This window comes from Salinivirga sp., from assembly GCF_055145285.1.
On record NZ_JBSRDC010000059.1, the window covers coordinates 146,841 to 167,045 of the forward strand.

14 protein-coding genes are annotated in these 20,205 nt (G+C 40.6%); all 14 read right to left on the reverse strand.

What is annotated here, in order from left to right:
- The 14 genes from ACTB0Y_RS11825 to ACTB0Y_RS11890 all read right to left on the reverse strand — a co-directional run bounded on the left by ACTB0Y_RS11825 (position 1) and on the right by ACTB0Y_RS11890 (position 19,968).
- Complete coding sequence (locus ACTB0Y_RS11825) at positions 1–639, reverse strand: hypothetical protein (RefSeq protein WP_463207029.1); 639 nt, start codon at positions 637–639, stop codon at positions 1–3.
- Entirely contained in the window at positions 626–1,150 is a 525-nt protein-coding gene (locus tag ACTB0Y_RS11830; RefSeq protein WP_463207030.1) for an RNA polymerase sigma factor, read from the reverse strand. The genes ACTB0Y_RS11825 and ACTB0Y_RS11830 overlap by 14 nt, the downstream gene beginning before the upstream one ends.
- Positions 1,151–1,191: 41 nt before the next feature.
- Positions 1,192–2,307, reverse strand: a complete 1,116-nt coding sequence (locus tag ACTB0Y_RS11835; RefSeq protein WP_463207031.1) for an alpha/beta fold hydrolase — start codon at positions 2,305–2,307, stop codon at positions 1,192–1,194.
- Positions 2,308–2,443: 136 nt separating this feature from the next.
- The gene (locus ACTB0Y_RS11840) at positions 2,444–3,559 is read right to left on the reverse strand and encodes an alpha/beta hydrolase-fold protein (protein WP_463207032.1); all 1,116 of its coding nucleotides are present in this window, start codon (positions 3,557–3,559) and stop codon (positions 2,444–2,446) included.
- A gap of 76 nt (positions 3,560–3,635) precedes the next feature.
- The gene (locus ACTB0Y_RS11845; RefSeq protein WP_463207033.1) at positions 3,636–6,023 is read right to left on the reverse strand and encodes an ABC transporter permease; all 2,388 of its coding nucleotides are present in this window, start codon (positions 6,021–6,023) and stop codon (positions 3,636–3,638) included.
- 12 nt (positions 6,024–6,035) lie between these two features.
- Positions 6,036–6,416, reverse strand: a complete 381-nt coding sequence (locus ACTB0Y_RS11850; protein ID WP_463207034.1) for a hypothetical protein — start codon at positions 6,414–6,416, stop codon at positions 6,036–6,038.
- A 163-nt stretch (positions 6,417–6,579) separates the two neighbouring features.
- Positions 6,580–8,970, reverse strand: a complete 2,391-nt coding sequence (locus ACTB0Y_RS11855; protein WP_463207035.1) for an FtsX-like permease family protein — start codon at positions 8,968–8,970, stop codon at positions 6,580–6,582.
- Positions 8,967–9,251, reverse strand: a complete 285-nt coding sequence (locus ACTB0Y_RS11860) for a hypothetical protein (RefSeq protein WP_463207036.1) — start codon at positions 9,249–9,251, stop codon at positions 8,967–8,969. The genes ACTB0Y_RS11855 and ACTB0Y_RS11860 overlap by 4 nt, the downstream gene beginning before the upstream one ends.
- 15 nt (positions 9,252–9,266) lie before the next feature.
- Positions 9,267–11,663 (reverse strand): ABC transporter permease, encoded by a 2,397-nt coding sequence (locus tag ACTB0Y_RS11865; protein ID WP_463207037.1) that lies wholly within the window; start codon positions 11,661–11,663, stop codon positions 9,267–9,269.
- A 41-nt stretch (positions 11,664–11,704) separates the two neighbouring features.
- Positions 11,705–14,032, reverse strand: a complete 2,328-nt coding sequence (locus ACTB0Y_RS11870) for an ABC transporter permease (protein WP_463207038.1) — start codon at positions 14,030–14,032, stop codon at positions 11,705–11,707.
- Between the two features lie 94 nt (positions 14,033–14,126).
- Positions 14,127–16,481 (reverse strand): ABC transporter permease, encoded by a 2,355-nt coding sequence (locus ACTB0Y_RS11875; protein WP_463207039.1) that lies wholly within the window; start codon positions 16,479–16,481, stop codon positions 14,127–14,129.
- Positions 16,482–16,530: 49 nt separating this feature from the next.
- Positions 16,531–17,229 (reverse strand): ABC transporter ATP-binding protein, encoded by a 699-nt coding sequence (locus ACTB0Y_RS11880; protein WP_463207040.1) that lies wholly within the window; start codon positions 17,227–17,229, stop codon positions 16,531–16,533.
- Between the two features lie 104 nt (positions 17,230–17,333).
- Complete coding sequence (locus ACTB0Y_RS11885) at positions 17,334–18,584, reverse strand: efflux RND transporter periplasmic adaptor subunit (protein ID WP_463207041.1); 1,251 nt, start codon at positions 18,582–18,584, stop codon at positions 17,334–17,336.
- A gap of 19 nt (positions 18,585–18,603) precedes the next feature.
- Positions 18,604–19,968: a TolC family protein gene (locus ACTB0Y_RS11890; RefSeq protein WP_463207042.1), complete on the reverse strand. Its 1,365-nt coding sequence runs from the start codon at positions 19,966–19,968 to the stop codon at positions 18,604–18,606.
- Positions 19,969–20,205 lie beyond the last annotated feature (237 nt).

The window sequence follows — 20,205 nt, forward strand, 5'->3', positions numbered from 1 at the left end:
TTAATCCAAATTACCAAGACGTCCGTACAAATCCCTCAAAAAGTCAAGTTTTTGTAGGTAATATTTCCGGGTTTTTATCATAAAGCGAAAGCCTAATACCAGAATTATAGGAGTAAAAATAAGTATGCCCCAAACATCCTCGGTTAAAAATTTCTCCGACTTCAATAATTCCCTAAAACCTAATCCTGAATAATAAACATGGATGGATAAAAATGTTAAAAGGTATAATAAGGGAAATAAATAGTACTCGACTTTCTGAAACCTCCCGGTTAACCATTTTGATAATATGTCGATTCTTATTTCTAACCATGCCTTTAAAGATGTGTCGCTTTTAATATTTTTGAGTTTATACCAAATAGACAATCCAAAGTATAGTGACACTAAAACAACTGCTCCAAGCATTGCGTTATTGATTAAAAGTAAAAAATCATGCTGCCGGTTAATTGAGGTAATAATCAACCACACGATCATTGCAATACAAACAAAAATTGCAATTGCATTAATAACCACAAACTTATATAAAGCCTGTTTAGCTTTTGAGATAAGCAATAAATTCAACTCATCTTTACTTTTTTGATTGACTGCACTATCCACATTTTTCCATATTTTTTGTAGCGCTATATTTTCATCTGTGCTCATGATGCGAATGTTTTAAATTTCTTTTTAACAATTCTTTAGCCCTGTTGATACGGACACCCACATTAGACTTTGAAATGCCGATGATTTCCGATATTTCATCGTAAGTTTTTTCTTCTAAATAAAGCAGCATAATTGACTTCGATACTTCATCCAGATTATAGATGCCATTCAGTAAAAGCTGAAAAGCTTCATTGTTGGAAATTTCATCTTCAATATTGGATTGATCAGCCAATTCCGGTACTTTTTCATTGTATTCAACCCGTGATTTTTTCTTAAGTCTTGAAATTGATGTATTGATAGATACGGCATATATCCAGGAACCAATACTTTTTTCTTTTTTCAGTTTTGGATAGGACTTCCAAAGTTGATAGACGATTTCCTGAAAATTGTCTTCTCGCTCTGTTCTATTTTTAAAGTAAATTAAACTGACCTTATGCAAAATACCCTGGTAGTCTGATAATATCTCAAGAAATTTTATCTTCAAAGCTTTAGAATCTGAATTATTGCTCATATGGATTTGTTTTTATCCTTGCTTATTACATACCATTGCGACTACAGTTTCTCTGCCTGGTTGAACAGTGTTTTGAGTCCTTGCGGAATAGTGCCACTCAGCACCCATACCGGGAAATCGAGACTATGGTTGCTTTGCTGAAAGATATAAAAATGTAAGTTGCTTTTCTTTAAATCTTTTGCTTTTTTTTCTAGTGCTAATATACCCTCAACCGGGGCGTTGGCATCATCCGATCCGTGAAAAATATGTACTGGAATATCCAGGTTGAGCAGCCGGGTCTTGTTTGGTTCCAACTCGCGATGTTCCAAAATCCATGGCACACCCACCCGAAAGAAGTTGTTCCATATCCAATCGCTATTTTTTTCTTCAATTGCCGATCTTATTTTTTGAAGCCGGGGCTTGAGCTTTATACGAAAATCTTCAGCCGTTAAAACGGAGTCGTGGTTCATATCCAATTGCTCAAATTTGGCCCCTCCCATACGTGCTTTGGCTCTGGGATGCCCGTTTTCATATTCTTCCGGTTGTATAATTCCATCCTGGTCTGAATCAAAGAATCTGCGCATATTGATCATGGAAGATTTACCGCTGTGCTGCCATAATATTGTTGAATAGACATCGTCAGACGGTGCGCCGGCCAAAAAAAGTGCATCTACCGGTACAATTTTACGATTGGCTACCTCACTGGCTATAATTGACCCAGAACTCCAGCCAAGCAGGATGAACTCACATTTTGCGAGGCGTTTGTCTTTGCGTAAAAACTGAATAATCGCTTCAAGGTCCTTAATTTTTATTGTAGGCGTATAATTGTAGAACTTCTCCTTGTTTACCCTGTCAAAGTGGGGCGGAGTGCTATCGGGTTTGGTATATCGTGTGCTATAGCTAAAATATGCAATTCCCCGATTGGCGAATTCGTCTGCAAAATAGTCATGGTAGTTAAATACTTTCCTGCCGATCTTACGCTTTGTCTCATAGGTAAAAGGGCCACTGCCCGGCACATCAATAACAATTTTATTTTTAAAATTATCACCGGGTATGTTGAGCCTTCCTTCGATTATTGCTCCGTCAAAGCTTTGTATATGCATTATTTCCTGTGCAGTTGTGCTAAAATGGGCAATGCCAATTAATAACAGCAGTGGAATTAACTTAAAATTTCTCATAATTTCAAACAGTTTAAATTTGTGAATAATTACAATAGTTGCACTGTTTAAAAAGTATGTTTCAGTAAGATTTTCTTACAGAAAATTGTGTTTTTTTTTTTTTAGCTATGGCAAACAAAAAATGCTTTGATTATTATTACCGGTTTTCTAACATCGCTTTTATTCTCCGGGCAAATCTATTCTCCGGGTTGATTGCCAGTGCTTTTTCAAGATATTTTTTCCCCAGTTCCATTTTGCCGGTGTCAAAATGCGCCTTTGCTAAAAAAGCATATGCCTGGTCTGATTCAGGGTATAGCTCGATGCAATATTTCAAAATATCAATGGCATTTTTAAAATCACCGTTTTTGGCAAGTTTATCCATCGTTGGAAAAATTACTTCCCATTTCCCCGGTTTGGGCTTATAGCCAAATTTTTCTTCTATCGCATCGTAGTGATTTTGAATCACTTGACTGATAGGGTTATCCAAGTTATCAGGCAATTGGAATTTCCAATCTTCATAAAGTTTTAGAAACCCATCCTGGAAATTTACAGCAATATTGGAAATATGGTTCTCACCTTGATTTATTTTAAAGTGATATTCATGATCTTTAGCTTTGTTTTCACTCATTATTTTTTCTAAAGACCTAAAGCTAAGTGTATCAGTATCATTATCCGTACCCACCGATGCATGCAGAAACCTGTAATCTTCTGTTTTTAAGCCTATTACTGAATTATTGGCAAAATCAATCAATGGCTTTGCAGGACCGGGGCTGCCTGCAATGTATGCGTTGAATAATCCGGGATTTTGAAGCATGGTATACATTGCAAAATGACCACCGGCGGAGTGTCCGGCAAATACTTTATAGTTTTTAGTTCTGTAATGCTGATCTACAAACGAAATCACTTCATTTTGAATAAATTGAAGATATTTGCCGGCATTTTCACTAATAATCAAATTTTCGTTTCTTCCGTCACTTGATAATCCGATTACAATGCTTTCGGGCACACTTTGGGTCATTGCATGTAGTCGCATTAAATCATAATAAAGGTTGGATGTTGCCGGCGCATCAGCAATGTAATGCACAGGGTATGTTTTGGTGGTATTTTTATTATAATCGGTTGGGAGATAAACAAATAAAGTGCGTTCTTGATTTAGAATCTCCGACTTAATGGTTTGTTTTTCACACAAACAAAAATCATCCGAAAAACTTTGCCCTGAAATGTGAATATTTAATCCAATAATAATTGATAGTAAGAAGCTGAAAGTTTTCATAATTAAACGTTTTAAGTGATTTTACATTTTTTTTTAAGCGTTGATCAAAAACATGCTTTTTTCTATGCGCTTAGTTTCATTCATCCCTGAGCGCATTCACAGGATTGTGGTTTGCTGCCCGCCAGGTTTGCCAGGTTACTGTAATGACCGAAACAGCCAGCGTAATAATCAAAGCCGGCAAAAATAGCCAGATATTCATAGAAATTCTGTGGGCAAAACCCTGAAGCCATTGTTCCATGAGATACCATCCAACAGGTGCAGCTATGGCAAATGAAGTCAGTATCCAAATTACGAATTGCTTATTCAGTAATAATAGCAAAGACTTTGGTTCTGCTCCATTCACTTTTCTGATGCCCACTTCTTTGGTCTTTTTCTGCATAATGACCGATGCCAGATTGAACAATCCCATCAGGGCAATAAGCATGCTGATGAGTGCAAAAAATTGCAACAGGTTATTTTTTCGTTGATCATCAACATAGAGCGATGCCACGCGGTCGCTGAGAAACTCGAAATGAAAATCAGCTTCCGGAATTACTTTTTTCCAAACCGAACGAACCTGCGCAATTGTTTCGATTTGATTTTGCCGGCCGATTTTTAAATGTAACACCCCATCACCCTGAGCTCCCGGCAAAAAGGCAATGGGTTCGTCTGCATTGTGCAGGGAATGAAAATGCAGGTTGTCCAATAGGCCAATCGCTTTAACACCATTAAGTTGCATGGAGTCCAACCTGCCGGAAAGCCCGCAGTAGTTGTAGCATGCCTCATTCATTATTACGGTATTGGGCACCCGAAAATCTTTCTTTTCTCTGAAGTTGCGGCCTCTGCTGAATTCCATTTCCATCAGTGGTATGTAATCGTCATCGATATACATTACTTTGACAATCCGTGCCATTTGTTGCTGCTCTTTTTCAATCTGAAAATGTACGGTACCTAAAATATCGCCCGGCGCATTCGAAGCGAAAGCTGCCGAATGTACACCCGGTAAGGATTTTAATTCTGATTTGAGGGTTTTAATTTTCGAGGCTGTGGGCTTTATGTCGTTGATCTGCAATAAAAGCACATTTTTATCATCAAAACCCTTGTCCTGGTTGAGCATAAAGTGCAGTTGTCGGGTTGTCACAATCGCACCTGCAAAAAGTACAATAACCAGGGCAAATTGTAATATAACTGACAGTTTGCCCCGAAAAGCTCCTTTCATCTTTGTAAAACCCACCGGCACATTCTGCAAAAGACGGATGGCTTTTTGGCGAAATTGCTGCCCAAAAGCTACAGTAGCAGCCAGCAAGCTGAGTGTGAGGTTTAATCCTAAAAATATGGCCAGGGTGAGTTCACGGTTCATTGCAACCCATTCGGGTCGGAGCCATTGATCAACAAGGGGGTATATCATTATCAAGGCCCCAACAGCTAAAATGCTTGCAGTAAAAATTAAGACGAAAGCATTGAAACTAAATTGCAAAAACATTTGCCATTCGGATGCGCCCAGTAATTTGCGGATGCCTAAGTCTGTTTTGTGTGCTATATTTCTTGAAACCAACAGATTAGCGTAATTTAAAACGGCAATCAGAATAATAAAAACCGCCGTTAACACCAGCAGATAAGTGTACAATAAATTCCCTTTGGGATAATCGTAACTCATATGCGGCGAAAAATGCAACGCATCTACAGGGATGGCCAGGGGTTCGAATGTGGCGTGTATGGCTTTGCCAAAACCGGCCATATACTTTTCATAAAACCCGTTGAAATTTCCGGTAATATCTTCGATTTGTGCCCCTTTTTCCAGCAAAATAAAATGAAAAGCCGAGGGCATCCAGTATAGTTCGGCAAGTTTTGGACCCGACAGTTTCGATTTGTCATAGGCATTTTTGTTGAGGGTAAACAAAGCACTGAACTGATGATGTGTGTTTGATGGCATGTCGGCAATAACCCCGGCCACAGTAACCTGATGCCCGTTAAACTGTAATGTTTCCCCTACAGGATTGATTTTGCCAAATATTTTTTTACTCAATGTTTGATCGATAACAATTTGACCAGGATCTTGCAGGGCATTTGCCGGCTCACCGTAAATGAACCGGAGATCGAAAAAATCAAATACCGGGGGATCGGCAGAATAGGCTTTTTTGACCTGAAATTGACTGGTATCGGTATGCAGTGTAATGCTTTTTTTGAAAGGGAACAAGCGTGTGTAGCTTTTCACCTCAGGGAAGTAAGCTTCTAAGGCAGGAGCCAATTCAGGGCCGAGTACTGCATGGGTTTTTGTTTCATCGGGGGTGATAATTTTTCCGCTAATGCGGTAAATGCGGTTGGTGTGCTGGTAGTGGCTGTCATAACTCAGCTCATGGCCCACATAGCTATAAATGCTGAAAGCGGCCATAAAAGCAATGGTGAGCCCGATAATGTTGACCCAGGTCGAAAGCCTCCGGTTAAAATTGTTTTTTATTGCTGTTTTGAGTTTGATGTAAAGCATACAATTGGGTTTTTACTTTAAAAAACGTCTGCGTTTATTTCTTTTGGCATTGGCGGCATACACATTTCCGCCGCCCCAGGTGAGGCCGGAATTGCGTTGGCGGAATGGCGAATGGTTCATGTCCCAGCCTTTGGAGCCTTCCTTTTCGGCATGCGGGATTTCCACTTCTTTACGTGATCTTTTCTTACCATCGCCATAAATGATACGTTTCATCTTTTGCCTGTGTTGGTATCGGTCAATGGCAAAAAGCGGCAGGCACACCAAGCCAAGCAGCACCAATCCCAAAACCAGAAAAAGGTCGTTGAGCGGAAACTCTGCAATGATGCCCACGAGCCTGATGGCCAGTAGTAAGCCGCCTAAAATTCCGGATATGTAGATGATTGTTTTTCTCATAATCGTTGTATTTTTAATTATCATTGGTCATATGTCTGTCCCGCTGCAAAGCGAGGGAACCTCCTTTTCCTGACATTCAGATTTTTAACTTGATTATTCCAAATAATCATTCTCGTGTGTGTTAAAAGTTTAATCATGGAGGTTTCATATTTTTATGTTTTTATTATTCATCTCTTAACGCCTGCACCGGATTGAACCTTGCAGCTATCCAAACCTGAACACTCACTGTGAGCAGGGCTATCATTAAAGCAAGGGCTCCACCCATTCCAAAAACCCACCAATGTAGTGGCGTTTTGTAAGCAAAATTTTCTAACCAACTACGCATAGCAAACAAAGCAATTGGCACAGCAGTAATAAAAGCCAATAGAATCCATCGCAGAAACTCTTTATTGAACATGATAACTAATTGCCATACGCTTGCGCCATTTACTTTGCGAATGCCAATTTCTTTGGTTCGGCGGCGGGTCATCAATAATGATAACCCCAAAAGCCCCATTACGGCAATTACTACTGCAATAGCACTAAAACTACTGATTAATATACTCAGGCGTTGTTCGGGTTTATATGCAGACTGTATCATATCATCCAACATGTGGTACTCAACCGGAAGATCAGGGTAGAACAGGGTCATCACCTTTTTTATATCTTCAATAACTCGCTTTGTTTGCCCGGGGTGAATCTGAAGCAGTAAGAAACGGTTAAAATGGGTTTTTGGTGAACGGATACGAAATGCAAAGTTTTCTATAGGGCTATGCAGTGAGGCATAGTGGAAGTCATTCATTACCGCAGAAACTACAAAAGGTTCAGATGAATCATCTCTTGTGGTTTCAGCCGATGTGAATTTACTCATCGCAATTTGGTCATGACTAAATGTTTGTTGTAAATTCTTATAAAACGTTTGATTAATGATCCAACCTTTCTCTAAGTCATCAAAAGCATGAATCAACTCTATTCCCAAAGTTTGTAAAGCATCAATATCTACAGTCCTGAAATTGAACGAGAAATTAGTTGCCTGAAGACTAAAATTAATGTTCTGATACGGATGCATTGGATGATGATCTACCGTAGATGCCGATACCACACCCGGGATATTTGATACCTCATCCAGCACAACAGTGCCTTGCGTATTCCTGTCCGGGAATGGTAAAACAACAACATTATCCGTATCATACCCCAAGTCTTTGGTTTGTACAAAGTTCAGTTGGCGATGGATAAAAAACATAGCAATGAGTAGTACAATCACTGCAGCAAATTGAAATACAACCATTCCGGCGGATTGATTCATTTGTGTTTGCTCTTTCCCTCTACCTTTCTTAAGCAAGTTCAGTGCAGATTTACGTCCATAATAATAGGATAGGGCTATTGATGCAATAAATGTGATACTGAAAAGAAACAGGCAGGCATAAAGAATAATATGAAAATTCCAAACCGTAAAGTGCCACTGTTCGAACACTTTTGTTACGTAGGGTTCTGCGAGTGCTAAGTACAGCATTGCAAGTAAAGTGCTTAACAAAACTTGCATGAATATTTCAGGTAATACCTGTAGCCAGATTCCTTTCAGCCCGGCACCATGTACCTTTAATACTCCGGCTGCCCTGGATCGTTGCTGCAAACGAGCCAGGTACATATTGATGAAATTAATCAATGCAATAATAACTATGATGACTCCAATACCAAGTAATACAAGCACATTAAGTCTGCTGACACTTTCTTTTTGTTCAAAATTCAGCCCTGAAGTAAAATGTATATCGTACAATGCCTGTAACTTAGTCTCAAAGGCCGATAGTGGAGGTCCATGTGCATCAGTCAAATAACTTTGTGCAAGGGCAGTCAGGGAGTCCTCCAGTCTGTTTTTAGCTGTGGGGTCATATAATTTTACATATACATTACTGGCAAACACCTTTAATTTTTTGGGTGCCTGGGTCAGTCTTTTTAGGTTTCCTTTTTGAGACACTAACATATCGAAGCGAAAATGTGTAGTCTCCGGATTGGGTGAAACAACTCCGCGAACGGTAAAATGGCCAATAGTGTCAATTCCGCTAAAACCCATAAACTTGCGAATAAAAAGACGTTTGCCTAAAACATTTTGACTGCCAAACATTTTATCCGCAGTTTCCGGCGTCAGAAAAACGACATTTGGTTCATCAATTGCTTTTGCATCACCCACATGCATTTGAAGTGAAAAGAACTCGATAAAGTGAGTGTCCACCACTGCCACATCTTTTACTTTCACTACATGGTTCTTGTTTTGCAGAATACCATCTTCTGCCAGCGTAAAGCCCGTAGTTTTTTGAACCGCTGAAACGTTGGTAAGTTCATCGCTATAGCAGGCAAATGTACGTGACCAAAACGTACCATCTCCAACCCGGCTTATAAGTCTGTATGTTGAATGACCATCGGTTATATGTTTATCAAAGCTAAAATGACGATGCGCATAAGAAAAAAGAACGATACATGTCGCAAGTGCCACAGACAATCCCAATATATTGATAATGGGTGCAAAAACACTTCGTGTGATATAGCGGATACCCGATTTAACGTGAAATAAAATCATACGCTTATTTTTGCATTAAGTTTTGCTTCGGTTATTGGAGCAGAGTGAAATATACATTGGGTTTTATCTTTAGGTTTTCTATTGTGATAAATGGTTCGTGGTATTTTCTTTCGGTGTTGGTAGGGGATAATGGCAAAAAGCGGCAGGCATACCAAACCAAGCATCACCAGTTCCAACCCCGTGAAAAGATCGTTCTGCGGAAAAGCTGCAAGGATGCCTACAAGCGGTATGGCCAGTAGTAAGCCGCCTAAAATTCCTGATATGTAGATGATTGTTTTCATATTTTTCTTTTTTTATTATTCATCTCTTAACGCCTGCACGGGATTCTGCCTTGCCGCTCTCCAGCTTTGCCAACCTACTGTTAACAAGGTAATCACCAAAACAATAAAGCCCGACAAAGCAAAAATCCACCAACTGAGTTGGGTCTTATAAGCAAAGTTTTGGAGCCATCGGTTCATGAAATACCAGGCAACAGGAGTACCGATAATGAAAGCCTGGCCAATCCATTTGACAAAATTGGCATTTAGCATAACCAAAATCTCGTGGCTTTTCGCCCCGTTTACTTTGCGGATGCCGATCTCCTTGGTTTTTTCAACCATAGTATTCAATACGGTTCCCAGAAGTCCGAAACAGGAAATCAAGATGGCTACAAGACTGAAAATGCCAATGGATTGTTTTGTCTTTCGTTCTTTTGCATATAATTCGGCCATTTTATCTTCCAGAAAGGTATAGTCCATGTACGAACAACCCGTTACATTTGTCCAAACTGTTTTAATATGAGCCATTAATTGTTCCCTGTTGCCGGTGTTGCCTTTTACTTCTATGTAACGCCACCGGTCGTTGTCATCAAGAAAACGTATCAGCAGGGGTTTAATCTTGTGGTGCAACGACTGAAAGTTGAAGTTATCAACAACCCCGATTACATGATATTTTTCAGAAGGCTTATCTGTCCTGAAAAATCTTTCGCCTGTCGGATTCTTTAATCCCAATGCACGTACAGCTACCCCATTGAATATTAATGCCTTTTTATCACTTTTCTTTTGCTCGGAGAACCACCTTCCCCGGTCTATTTTTATATCGAATACTTCTTTAAAACCAATATCTGTTCTGAAATACTGGAAAGGGTAGGGGTTGGTGTTTGTATCGGCCCGGGTATAGCTGGATGTAGACATCCAGTTGAAAGGATAGGAATTGGAGCGGCATACCTCTTTTACGAGAGGCGATTGCTTTAATTCAGCTTTGAAGGCATCATAATGATTCCTTACTTTATTTCCCTGGTTGAGTACCACCACATTTTTTGTATTGATGCCCGGATCATGATCCGACAGGAAATGCAATTGTTTGTAGATAGACAGAATGCTTACCAGCAAGACAATAGACGCAGCCAATTGTGTGACCAGAACAACTCTGTTGAACAAAAATTTCGAATAAGAGCGTGTTTTGTTGAATTGCCTTTGCAGAATTACCTTGCTGAAATAATATCCAACAAGCCCGCCTGTCAGTATGGCCATTAGAACAACAGATACAGCCAATATTCCAACAGGCAAAAGAAAGTGAGCCGGCGGAAACGTAACCAGATCATCTAAAATTGGAGGTTGATAATCCCATATAACAATTATTATTAAAATAGCTAAAATGAAAGCAATAGCCGTATAAATCAGGTTTTCATAAATAAAGGAAGCAACCAGCCTTTTCTTCGATACCCCAAGCATGCGTTTAATGTTTAACTGGAACTGATGCTTTCTTCCTTTTGATACGGCAAAACCCATTAGATTGAAGTATGCAATGAATATCAGAACCGCAACAATGAGCAAATTGATTGTAATGATGGAAGTATTGCCTTGCGCTTCAAAACTGTTAATAAATGATCCCTTCAGATGAATGTCGGTTACAGGCATGAGCTTTAACTGAAACGAGTTTTCATTGTTGGAAGCGAAATCCAGATTGTAGTTGTCTTTTAACCAGGGCTCCCAATAATCGGTAAGGAAAGATTGGAATTTTTGCTCTAATTGACTTGCTTTTGCTGTGCTGGTTAATTTGATGTAGGTGAGGAACTCGTAACTATCCCATTTGTACTTGCTATCATCGGGGATACGGTTTTTCAAAGGAATTAATACAGAAAACTCCTGATGTGAGTTTCGTGGATAATCCTTAAATATTCCACCAACCGTATAGTCCTGACTGCCAATCTTTATTTTCTTTGTGACAGCATTTTCATTTCCATAGATCTTACGTGACAAAGATTGGGAAATATAAACTTCACCGGATGATTGCAGAAATGATTCTTTATTTCCGGCTAACAGTTCAAGATGAAAGACATCATTAAATGTCGGATCAACCCATAGCACATTTTCCTTCCGGAAGTTCTTATCATCATGAGTAATCAATACATCAGAACGATCCTTGGTGCGGGCCATCGTTTCAACCTCAGGGTATAATTTTGTGAAATGCTCGCCGAATGCCAGGGGCAGTTCACTATAAATATCCTGTGTACCATGATACACTTCGTCAATATACACATTATAGATACTTTCTGCTCCGGGATGAAACCTGTCGAAAGACTGGTGAAAATAGATGTTGCAAACCAATGGAATGGCCACCAGAAAGGCAAGCGTTAATCCGGCAACGATCAATAAAGAGAGGGCTTTTTCACTCCTTATTTTCCTTAGTATCAAATTGAGTTCGAATATCATGTTAGATTTTTATTGATCTTAGATTATTTTAAAAAGTTCATCTACTCATACCTGATTGAATCCGCCGGATTCTTACTAGCTGATATCCAGCATTGAAAACCGACTGTAATTAATGCAACGGTCATTACTAATATTAAGGTTATTGCATATATTGACCAGTTATTTGAAATTTTATAGGGAAAATTCTCCAACCATTTACCGGAAGCCCAAATTGCTATAGGCAATGCCAATAGATAAGCATAAACAACCCATTTAATAAAATCTTTAACCAGTAATGATATTATTGATAAGGTTCTTGAACCACATACCTTTCTTATTGCGATTTCCTTGATACGCTGTTGTGATGAATAAAGAGCTAAAGCAAAAATACCAATTGATGATATGATTAAAGCAAAAAAGGTCAGGTAAACCAATATATCTGATATTCTGTCTTCTTTATCATAAGCTTTGTTCATAGAATCGTCTATAAAAGCATATTCAAATGGGAAGTTGCTTGAAAATTCTTTGAAAACCCCTTCCAATTGAGTTAGTAGTTCCTCTTTGTTAGCGGTGTTATACCTAATGAGTAGATATTCCACCCACTTCTCAGTATCTGTTGGCATGAAGATGGTTGGAGCTGGTTGCTGATATAAAGGATGAAAGTGCATATCAGGGACAATATCGTTGATATATGATGTAAATTCGCCGTCGCTGCCTTCCAACGTATAAAAATCATCTTTTTCTGATATGTTTAGTAGCTTTGCTGCAGACTCGTTTAACCAACTATTAAAATCATTCGTATTTCGAGCTGGTTTAGCTTTAATTCCCAGGATCTTAAAAAAATCCTCTTCTACCCAAAATACATCAAACTGCAATACCTTTCCATTTTTCTTAAAACTCATCTTATTTATTCCTTTACCGGGCATGCTACTAGTCAAACTAACATCTTCAACTCCCGGAATTTTACCAATCTCATTTCGAAAAGCTTCTTTTGTTTGTTTGAAATCAGAATTAAGTCTTATGTACATCATTTTTTCATGATCAAACCCTAAATCATAGCTTAACAGGTATTGATTTTGTTTTAACTGAAACAACATAAATACAACCAGAACAATCGAAACCATAAATTGAAATATGACCAATCCCTTCTGAAATACTTTAAGATTAGCAATTTTATGGCCACCAGATATTAATTTGAGAGGACTATAGCGCGCATTAATTAGTGCGGGTATAATACCTGCCAAAATAGCTAATACCAATATAAAAGTAGCGCTTCCTAAAATACGTTTAACAGTAAAAAAGTCCTCTGCACTATTATTGTACTCAACAATATTGTTGAAATGGGGAAATAGAGCAACCACAATGACATACGACAATAATAATGCAGCTAAACAAATAATAAAAGTCTCAAACAGGGAATTTAGGACAATATTTATTTTACCTGCTCCAAAAATTTTCTTAATGCCTATTGTTTTAAATTGTTTTAAAGACAGAGAAACAGATAGGTTTGTATAGTTTATAGCAGCAAGAAATGAAATAAAAATGGCTATCAGCATCAGCGTATTCAGAATTCTTTTATTTCCTTGTCTTGCACCTGAAGAATACGCGTATTCGGAAGGATTAAAATATACATCTTCCAATTTTTGAAAATAGATGTTGTCATTTCTGTCTTCCTGGAACAACCAGTACCAGGGTTTAACCATTTCTACCAGTTTTTCCGCTTTTTGTTTCATATCTGCTTGTGGGTGAGCTTGGACATAAAGCCCGCCAAGAAAATATTTTATGTCAAATGAAGAAAGAAAATCAAACCCCCAGACGTCGTCAAAAGACAAATAGTTAAATATGACATCAGGGCTATTAAAATGTGTATTTTTACCAAAGTCTGAAAAAATACCCGAAACAGTAAAAGTTAATCTGTTATTATAAGTCACTTGTTTTCCAATGATATCTTGACTACCGAATAAATTGTATGCAAAAGACTCTGATACAAGAATACTCATCTTATCCTTAAATGGATGACCTTGCCGGATATTAAATGAGAACATATTGAAGAATGATGAATCAACAAACAAACAGTTTTTCGTACGTATTTTTGTTGCCTTGTATTTTAAAACGGCATCCATTTCAAAGGTTCGGGTATAATCCTCAATACCACTAATATTATTAACAATGTATTGGCCAAAAGGGGGTGAAAAATAGCAGCCATTATCATGTAAAACCCTGTATATTTGGTCTTTGTTTTCATGAAAACCATCGACATTGTTTTCGTAATTGTAATAATAGGAAAGCAAAAGTACAATCGCTAGTGATAAAGCCAGTCCTAACAGATTGATAAATACAAAAAACCTATTCCTGACAATTCTCCTAAAAATCAACTGAAGTTGGTACATAAATATTTTAATTTTTTATTAAACTTATATCATCGTTATTTATACCTCAAACACTTCATCCCGATTTTCAATGCGGCATCTTCATATGAAGATACTACTCATATCTTAATGCCTCCACCGGGTTGCGCGATGCAGCCCGCCAGGTTTGCCAGGTGATGGCCAGCCAGGCAAATACGAATACGACCAGGGCGCTCAACAGAAAGAACTGTGGCGACAGGGTAATTTTATTGACAAAGGCACTCAGCCACTCATGCATAAAATAGTATATGGCGACAAAAGCAATGAGCGCGCTCAACACAATCCATTTCAGGGTATCTTTCATTAAGGTGATGACGACCTGGTGCACTTCGCTGCCCAACACTTTACGTACTCCGATCTCTTTTGTGCGGCGGTTGACGTTCATGAGCGAAAGGGCAACCAACCCGGAAAGGCTTAACACAATGGCCAAAACCGTCCCGGCACTGACAAGCCCCATGGTTCGTTCCAGGTGGCTGTATTTTTGGTTATAAAGCTCCTGAAGCCCGGCAGCGTTGAAAGTATACGTGTCGTCAAATCCCTGCAACACATCAGCCATTTGTTCCCGCTGGTGCTGAGTCCATCTGTTTTTGTTGCGTACATACAGGTTCCTGACTGTGGGGTCATACAGTGTAATGGCCAACGGCCCAATGGGTTCGCCTGTATGTCCGTTGTAGTAAAAATCGTCTACAATGCCAATCAGCTCCATTGGAGCGCCGTGTCCCATGTCGAATTGTTCTCCAACAGTAATGCCTCCACCCAGTTTATCAACTGCGGTTTGGTTGAGGATAACACTCATCCTGTCGCGCGTTGTATCGGTAAAATAGCGTCCGTCTGTCAGTTTTAGGTTCATGAGGCTTGCAAATCCAGGCTGCACGCGGTATTCGTTAATGGATTGCTCTTTTGCGCTGCTTCCGTATTTTTTTATAATTTGCCCGCTACACCCGAAACCCATTCCATGAAACGAGGTCGCTGTTTCATCGACAAAAGGCAGTTTTTCAATCTCCATGCGGATGCTTTCCATACGCTCTTTCATAGCGGGCGTCAATGAATTGATCCGAAGGACGGGTTTGGCATCGAAACCCAGGGGACGGTCTTTCAGAAAACTGATTTGACTGTGCATCACCAGCAAGCTTCCCACGAGGAAAATAGTAATGGCAAATTGCATGAGCAATGAAATCACCGACATCCGGTTTTTCCGCTTCACATCGGCTGTTTTGCCTTTCAGTGCATGGATAAGATCAAGCTTAGAGAGGTAAAACAAGGGATAGGCTCCTGAAACCGATATCACCAGCAATACAATCAACACAATGACAATGATGGCACGGATTGAAAACAGTGACGACCATTGCATTTGCGCACCCATTAAATGGGCAAACCATGGAAAACCCAGGTACACCAATGCCATTGAACCGATAAAAGCGATGAGCCCGATCAATATGGCATCGGAATAAAACAAGCGGGCCAGCCAACCCTGCGTGGCACCAAATGAGCGGCGCGTGGCAATTTCTCCGATTCTTCGTTCGCCGTGCAGCACATACAGGTTCAGATAATTTACCAGGGCAATCAACAGTGTAAAAAGACCCACGGCCACGACTGTGATGATCGCCGTCATATCGGCTTTTGGAGAGATATCCCAGGTGGTGTTGGAGTGCATGTGGATATTGGCCAAAAGCTCGGTTTCGGTCTCTGCCGCTATGCCTGTGCCGGCGCACCAGGGCTCCATCACACGATCGTTTACACGTGCAATTTGCTGTGCGGCAACAGCCTGGTTGGCTTGTTCCTGCAATAGGACATAGGTAAAAAACTCCAATCCGGGAAACCGCTCGGGACGGATGGTTTCCATCGACGCCACCAAATCGTAGCCAAAATGACTGGTTTGCGGAAGGTCTTCCACCACCCCTGAAACAGTGGCTTTTTGATAGTTTACTGTTATGGGTTCACCTACACAGTCGACTGTTCCGAAGATCTTCATGGCCGCGTTTCGGGTCAATACAACTTTGCTGCTGCCATGCAAGGCTTCTGCCGGATTGCCGGCAATCATTGGTTGGGCAAATACATCAAAAAATCCCGGATCGGCAAATATAAGCTCCATGCCGGCAAATTTGCGTTCCCCACTCATAATATCCACTTCCCATCCACGATAGATGCGGGTTCCGGCTTCGACTCCGGGCACGTTGGCCAGCACTTCGGGCAGGGTTTTCTGGTGGCAAATGGGCGAAATACTCGTTTGCTCATTCTCGATCAAACGGTTTTTTACCCGCAGCACCCGATCTTTGGTGTCGAAATGCTGATCATAACTGAACTCGTAGGTCACATAGGCCACCAACAGCATCACCGCTGCCAATCCCACAACAAGCCCGGGGATGCCCACTGCGGCGAGCAAAGGTGATTTTTTCAGGTTGCGTAAGGCAAATAAAATACTTCGATTCATTGGTTTTAAGTTTGGGTTTTCGGTTGTATGGCATATTGGAATTTGGGCTTTAGATAAGTTCCTCCTCCATTTTCACATTTTCGCTTTCTGTAATTACCTGGCCATCGAAAAGGTTCACAGTGCGGTGGGCAAAACTGGCATCGCCTTTGGAGTGCGTCACCATCACAATGGTGGTGCCTTCGTGGTTGAGTTCGGTGAGTAGGTTCATCACTTCGCCACCGTTTTTGGAATCGAGGTTACCGGTGGGCTCATCGGCAAGGATTAGTTTGGGATTGGCCACTACGGCGCGGGCTATGGCCACACGCTGCTGCTGACCGCCCGACAACTGCTGCGGAAAATGCTTCCGGCGGTGACCAATCTGCATGCGCTCCAGTACTTCGTGTACTTTCTTTTTGCGCTCTTTGGCCGCCATTTTTAGGTACACCAAAGGCAATTCTACATTTTCGTACACATTCAGTTCGTCAATCAGGTTAAAGCTCTGAAACACGAAGCCAATGTTGCCTTTACGCAACCGGGTACGCTGGCGTTCGCGTAGGTGGCCTACTTCACTGCCATCGAGCATGTACTGGCCTTCACTTGGGTTGTCTAACAGCCCGATAATATTTAGCAGCGTGGATTTACCACAGCCGGACGGGCCCATGACGGCCACAAATTCGCCTTCTTTAATGTGCAGGTTTACCTGGTTCAGGGCGAGGGTTTCCACCTCGTCGGTGCGAAAGATTTTGGTTAGGTTTTCGGTTTTAATCATGATATATTTAATTATTAATGAGTAATTATTAATTGGGAATACATGTTTTTTGTCATTTTATTTATATAGCTAAAAATTATTGAATTTATATTAATTGTAAATTACTAATTGAATACCAGTTTCTCGTTTTCCCCAAAGGTATCATATCCTGATGTAATGACGCGCTCGCCGGGTTTGAGCCCCTCTAAAATTTCATAATATTTCGGATTTTGCTTTCCGATGCGTATGGGACGGCGTGAAGCGCTTTCTCCCGAATCATCCACTACATAAACCCACTGGCCTCCGGTGCTTTGGAAAAAGCCGCCACGGGCCAGCATCACAGCTTCGTTGGGTTGGCCCAGTTGCAAGTTGATGTGGTACGTTTGTCCGGTGCGGATATGTTCGGGAATACTGTCAGTAAACACCAGGTCAACTTTAAATCGGCCATTGCGGACTTCCGGGTACACTTTTTTCACGCGCATATTGTACACCCTATTGTTCCTGTCGAGCGTCGCCGTTAGGTTCCGGCGCACCCGGTCGATGTAGTGTTCATCTAACAGGGCTTCAACTTTGTAGTTCGTCAATACGTTAATTTGCCCGATTCGTGTGCCGCGGCCAATGCTCTGCCCAATTTCTGCATCGAGCATGCCCAATTGTCCATCGACCGGGGCCTTCACATTCAGGTTATCCAGTCGCTCGTGGACTAAGATTAATGATTGACGCATCTTGTTCAGGTCGGTTTCCAGTTGATTCATTTCCGTAATCATTATCAGCGAATCGTTTTTTGCTTTTCTTCGGTTGATTTTTTGCATTTCGCTGGCAAACTCATAATTTTCTTTGGCTTCCAGAAATGTTTCCCGGGAAACGAGTTGCTCCTCATATAGCGATTTCTGTTGCTTGAAATGCCGTTTCTTCTTTTGAATGTCGAACCGCGATTCCAGCAGGCTCCGCTGCGTTTCAATCATTTGGTTCTGAAAATTGATGCGTGTTTGTCTGAGCATATTCTCCTTTTGCGCCAGGTTCGATTCGCTGTTCATGATCTCCTGGTGCACCGTGCTGTTTTCGAGCCTCAATATTACATCACCTTTTTTAACCATGGCGCCTTCTTCGATGAGCCTTTCTTTAACGCGCCCGCCTTCCTCAGCATCCAGGTAAATGGTGGCAATAGGCGCCACCTGGCCGATTATGCGGGTATAGTCATTAAATTGCTGACGTTGAACTTCGCTAATAGTGAGTTTTTCACGATCGACTTTCAGTGTACTGGTGTGATCGGCAAACAGCATATTGAGAATCAAATACAGCAATATGCCGCCACCCGCGATCCAGATAATATGTTGCTTTCTTATTCCGCGTTTTTTTTCGATTGTCCGGTCCATAATTTCAAATTATTGATCATTAAAAAGAGCGTTTACCCTGATAAAACGCCAGGGTTTGAAACTTAATTTTTTGCAAAAGCTGGGTGCGCAATAAATTCGCGGCTGCTTTGGCCATGTTGTTTTTCACCGTATTGTATTCAATTACACTTACCAGCCCTTTGGCAAGTTTTTTTTCAACGGCCTGATAAGCCGCTTTTTCTGCCTCCAGTTGTTTTTCTAATTGTGCAATTTGGGCATTCCGGGCTTTTAGTAACTGAATGTCGGATATCACTTGCTCCAATAACTTGTTTTTAGCACTTACCTTTTCGTTACGTGCGATTTGCAGTTGCATGCGGTCTTTTTGTATGGTCGATACGCGGTTCCATTGTTGAAAAATCGGAATGCGCAAACTAAGATAAATGTTTTGCGATGCATTTTGGTCAAGCTGATCGGCCAAAGCGATGGTTTGCATGGCATCGTTATCCGGGTCATTGGGAAATTGCAGCTCTTTGCGCGAGTCGGCATAATTGGTCGAAAAACCCGCACCCAAAAGTAATTGGGGCAATAATTTCCCCTGATCAATACGCATTTGTTTTTGGTGTGCGCGGATATTCATTTCGGCTTTACTAATTTCAGGTATATGGGTGAGCGCGTTTTGATAAACTTCATCTGCTGTTGGAACAGTTTGAGGAACTTTGGTATCAGCCTCATAGTAGATATTCAGCGTATCTCTCAATGGGAATCTCATAATTTGTTTCAACTTTAAATGCGCTTGTTCAAGTTGATTTTGCACCACCAATACATTATGCTGTTCAGCCGCCAATTGTGCCTCCATTTGCAGCAAATCGGCATGGGCTTTTAAGCCGGTTTCTACCAGTTTTTTCGATCTTTTCCGATTCATTGTAGAAAGTTCTGCCTGGTTATATGCTATTTTGAGTAGTTCCTGGTAATAAACCACATCGAAGTATGCCTCCATCGTTTGAAAAGCAATATCCATTTGCAATTTCTTTTCTACTTCCCGGCTTATTTGATGATTGATTTTTTCGAACTTGATCCGGTTTTGCTTCACTAATCCATGAAACAAATCGACTTCGGCAGAAATATAAAGATTGCCTGAAAACAATCGCTGCTCCACAAAATTGTTGGTCGTGGGGTCAATGGATTTACCAAAAAACATATTGCTTCCGGCACCACTGTAAACAGAAGGCAATAAGTCGCGGCGGGCCTGTTGGTAATCAGTATGCGCCATATCTGTCCTTATTCCCTGGTTGACGATCTCCGTATTGTGTTCCAACGCATATTCAATGCATTTATCCAAAGTATTGGGCTGCCCCGGCACATTTTTAAAAATGCCGGTCACCAGGATAAAAACAGTAAAAGATGATATATAAATTTGCTTTGACATTTTCTGGTTTTTTCTCTATAAAGCCAATAGGAGTGCCAAAATACGTAAGTAAGTGAATATTAAAGCATAAACCCGGGTGGTTTTCCGGGGTTTGTAAAAAAATCATACATCCACATGTAAAAAAATTTTACACATTTTATTATTCCGCTGCTACCACACGCAGAGTTCCCTGTGTTTGATTGCCTGTTGGGTTTATTCAAGACATGCAGATTTTGTTGAAAAAGGAACCATGGATAT

Bases quoted from the DNA above. Each gene is read 5' to 3' on its own strand.
- ACTB0Y_RS11875 (WP_463207039.1), bottom strand. From the start codon at position 16,481: ATGAATCGAAGTATTTTATTTGCCTTACGCAACCTGAAAAAATCACCT.
- ACTB0Y_RS11870 (WP_463207038.1), bottom strand. From the start codon at position 14,032: ATGTACCAACTTCAGTTGATTTTTAGGAGAATTGTCAGGAATAGGTTT.
- ACTB0Y_RS11850 (WP_463207034.1), bottom strand. From the start codon at position 6,416: ATGAGAAAAACAATCATCTACATATCCGGAATTTTAGGCGGCTTACTA.
- ACTB0Y_RS11845 (WP_463207033.1), bottom strand. From the start codon at position 6,023: ATGCTTTACATCAAACTCAAAACAGCAATAAAAAACAATTTTAACCGG.
- ACTB0Y_RS11880 (WP_463207040.1), bottom strand. From the start codon at position 17,229: ATGATTAAAACCGAAAACCTAACCAAAATCTTTCGCACCGACGAGGTG.
- ACTB0Y_RS11865 (WP_463207037.1), bottom strand. From the start codon at position 11,663: ATGATATTCGAACTCAATTTGATACTAAGGAAAATAAGGAGTGAAAAA.
- ACTB0Y_RS11840 (WP_463207032.1), bottom strand. From the start codon at position 3,559: ATGAAAACTTTCAGCTTCTTACTATCAATTATTATTGGATTAAATATT.
- ACTB0Y_RS11830 (WP_463207030.1), bottom strand. From the start codon at position 1,150: ATGAGCAATAATTCAGATTCTAAAGCTTTGAAGATAAAATTTCTTGAG.
- ACTB0Y_RS11890 (WP_463207042.1), bottom strand. From the start codon at position 19,968: ATGTCAAAGCAAATTTATATATCATCTTTTACTGTTTTTATCCTGGTG.
- ACTB0Y_RS11860 (WP_463207036.1), bottom strand. From the start codon at position 9,251: ATGAAAACAATCATCTACATATCAGGAATTTTAGGCGGCTTACTACTG.
- ACTB0Y_RS11855 (WP_463207035.1), bottom strand. From the start codon at position 8,970: ATGATTTTATTTCACGTTAAATCGGGTATCCGCTATATCACACGAAGT.
- ACTB0Y_RS11835 (WP_463207031.1), bottom strand. From the start codon at position 2,307: ATGAGAAATTTTAAGTTAATTCCACTGCTGTTATTAATTGGCATTGCC.
- ACTB0Y_RS11885 (WP_463207041.1), bottom strand. From the start codon at position 18,584: ATGGACCGGACAATCGAAAAAAAACGCGGAATAAGAAAGCAACATATT.
- ACTB0Y_RS11825 (WP_463207029.1), bottom strand. From the start codon at position 639: ATGAGCACAGATGAAAATATAGCGCTACAAAAAATATGGAAAAATGTG.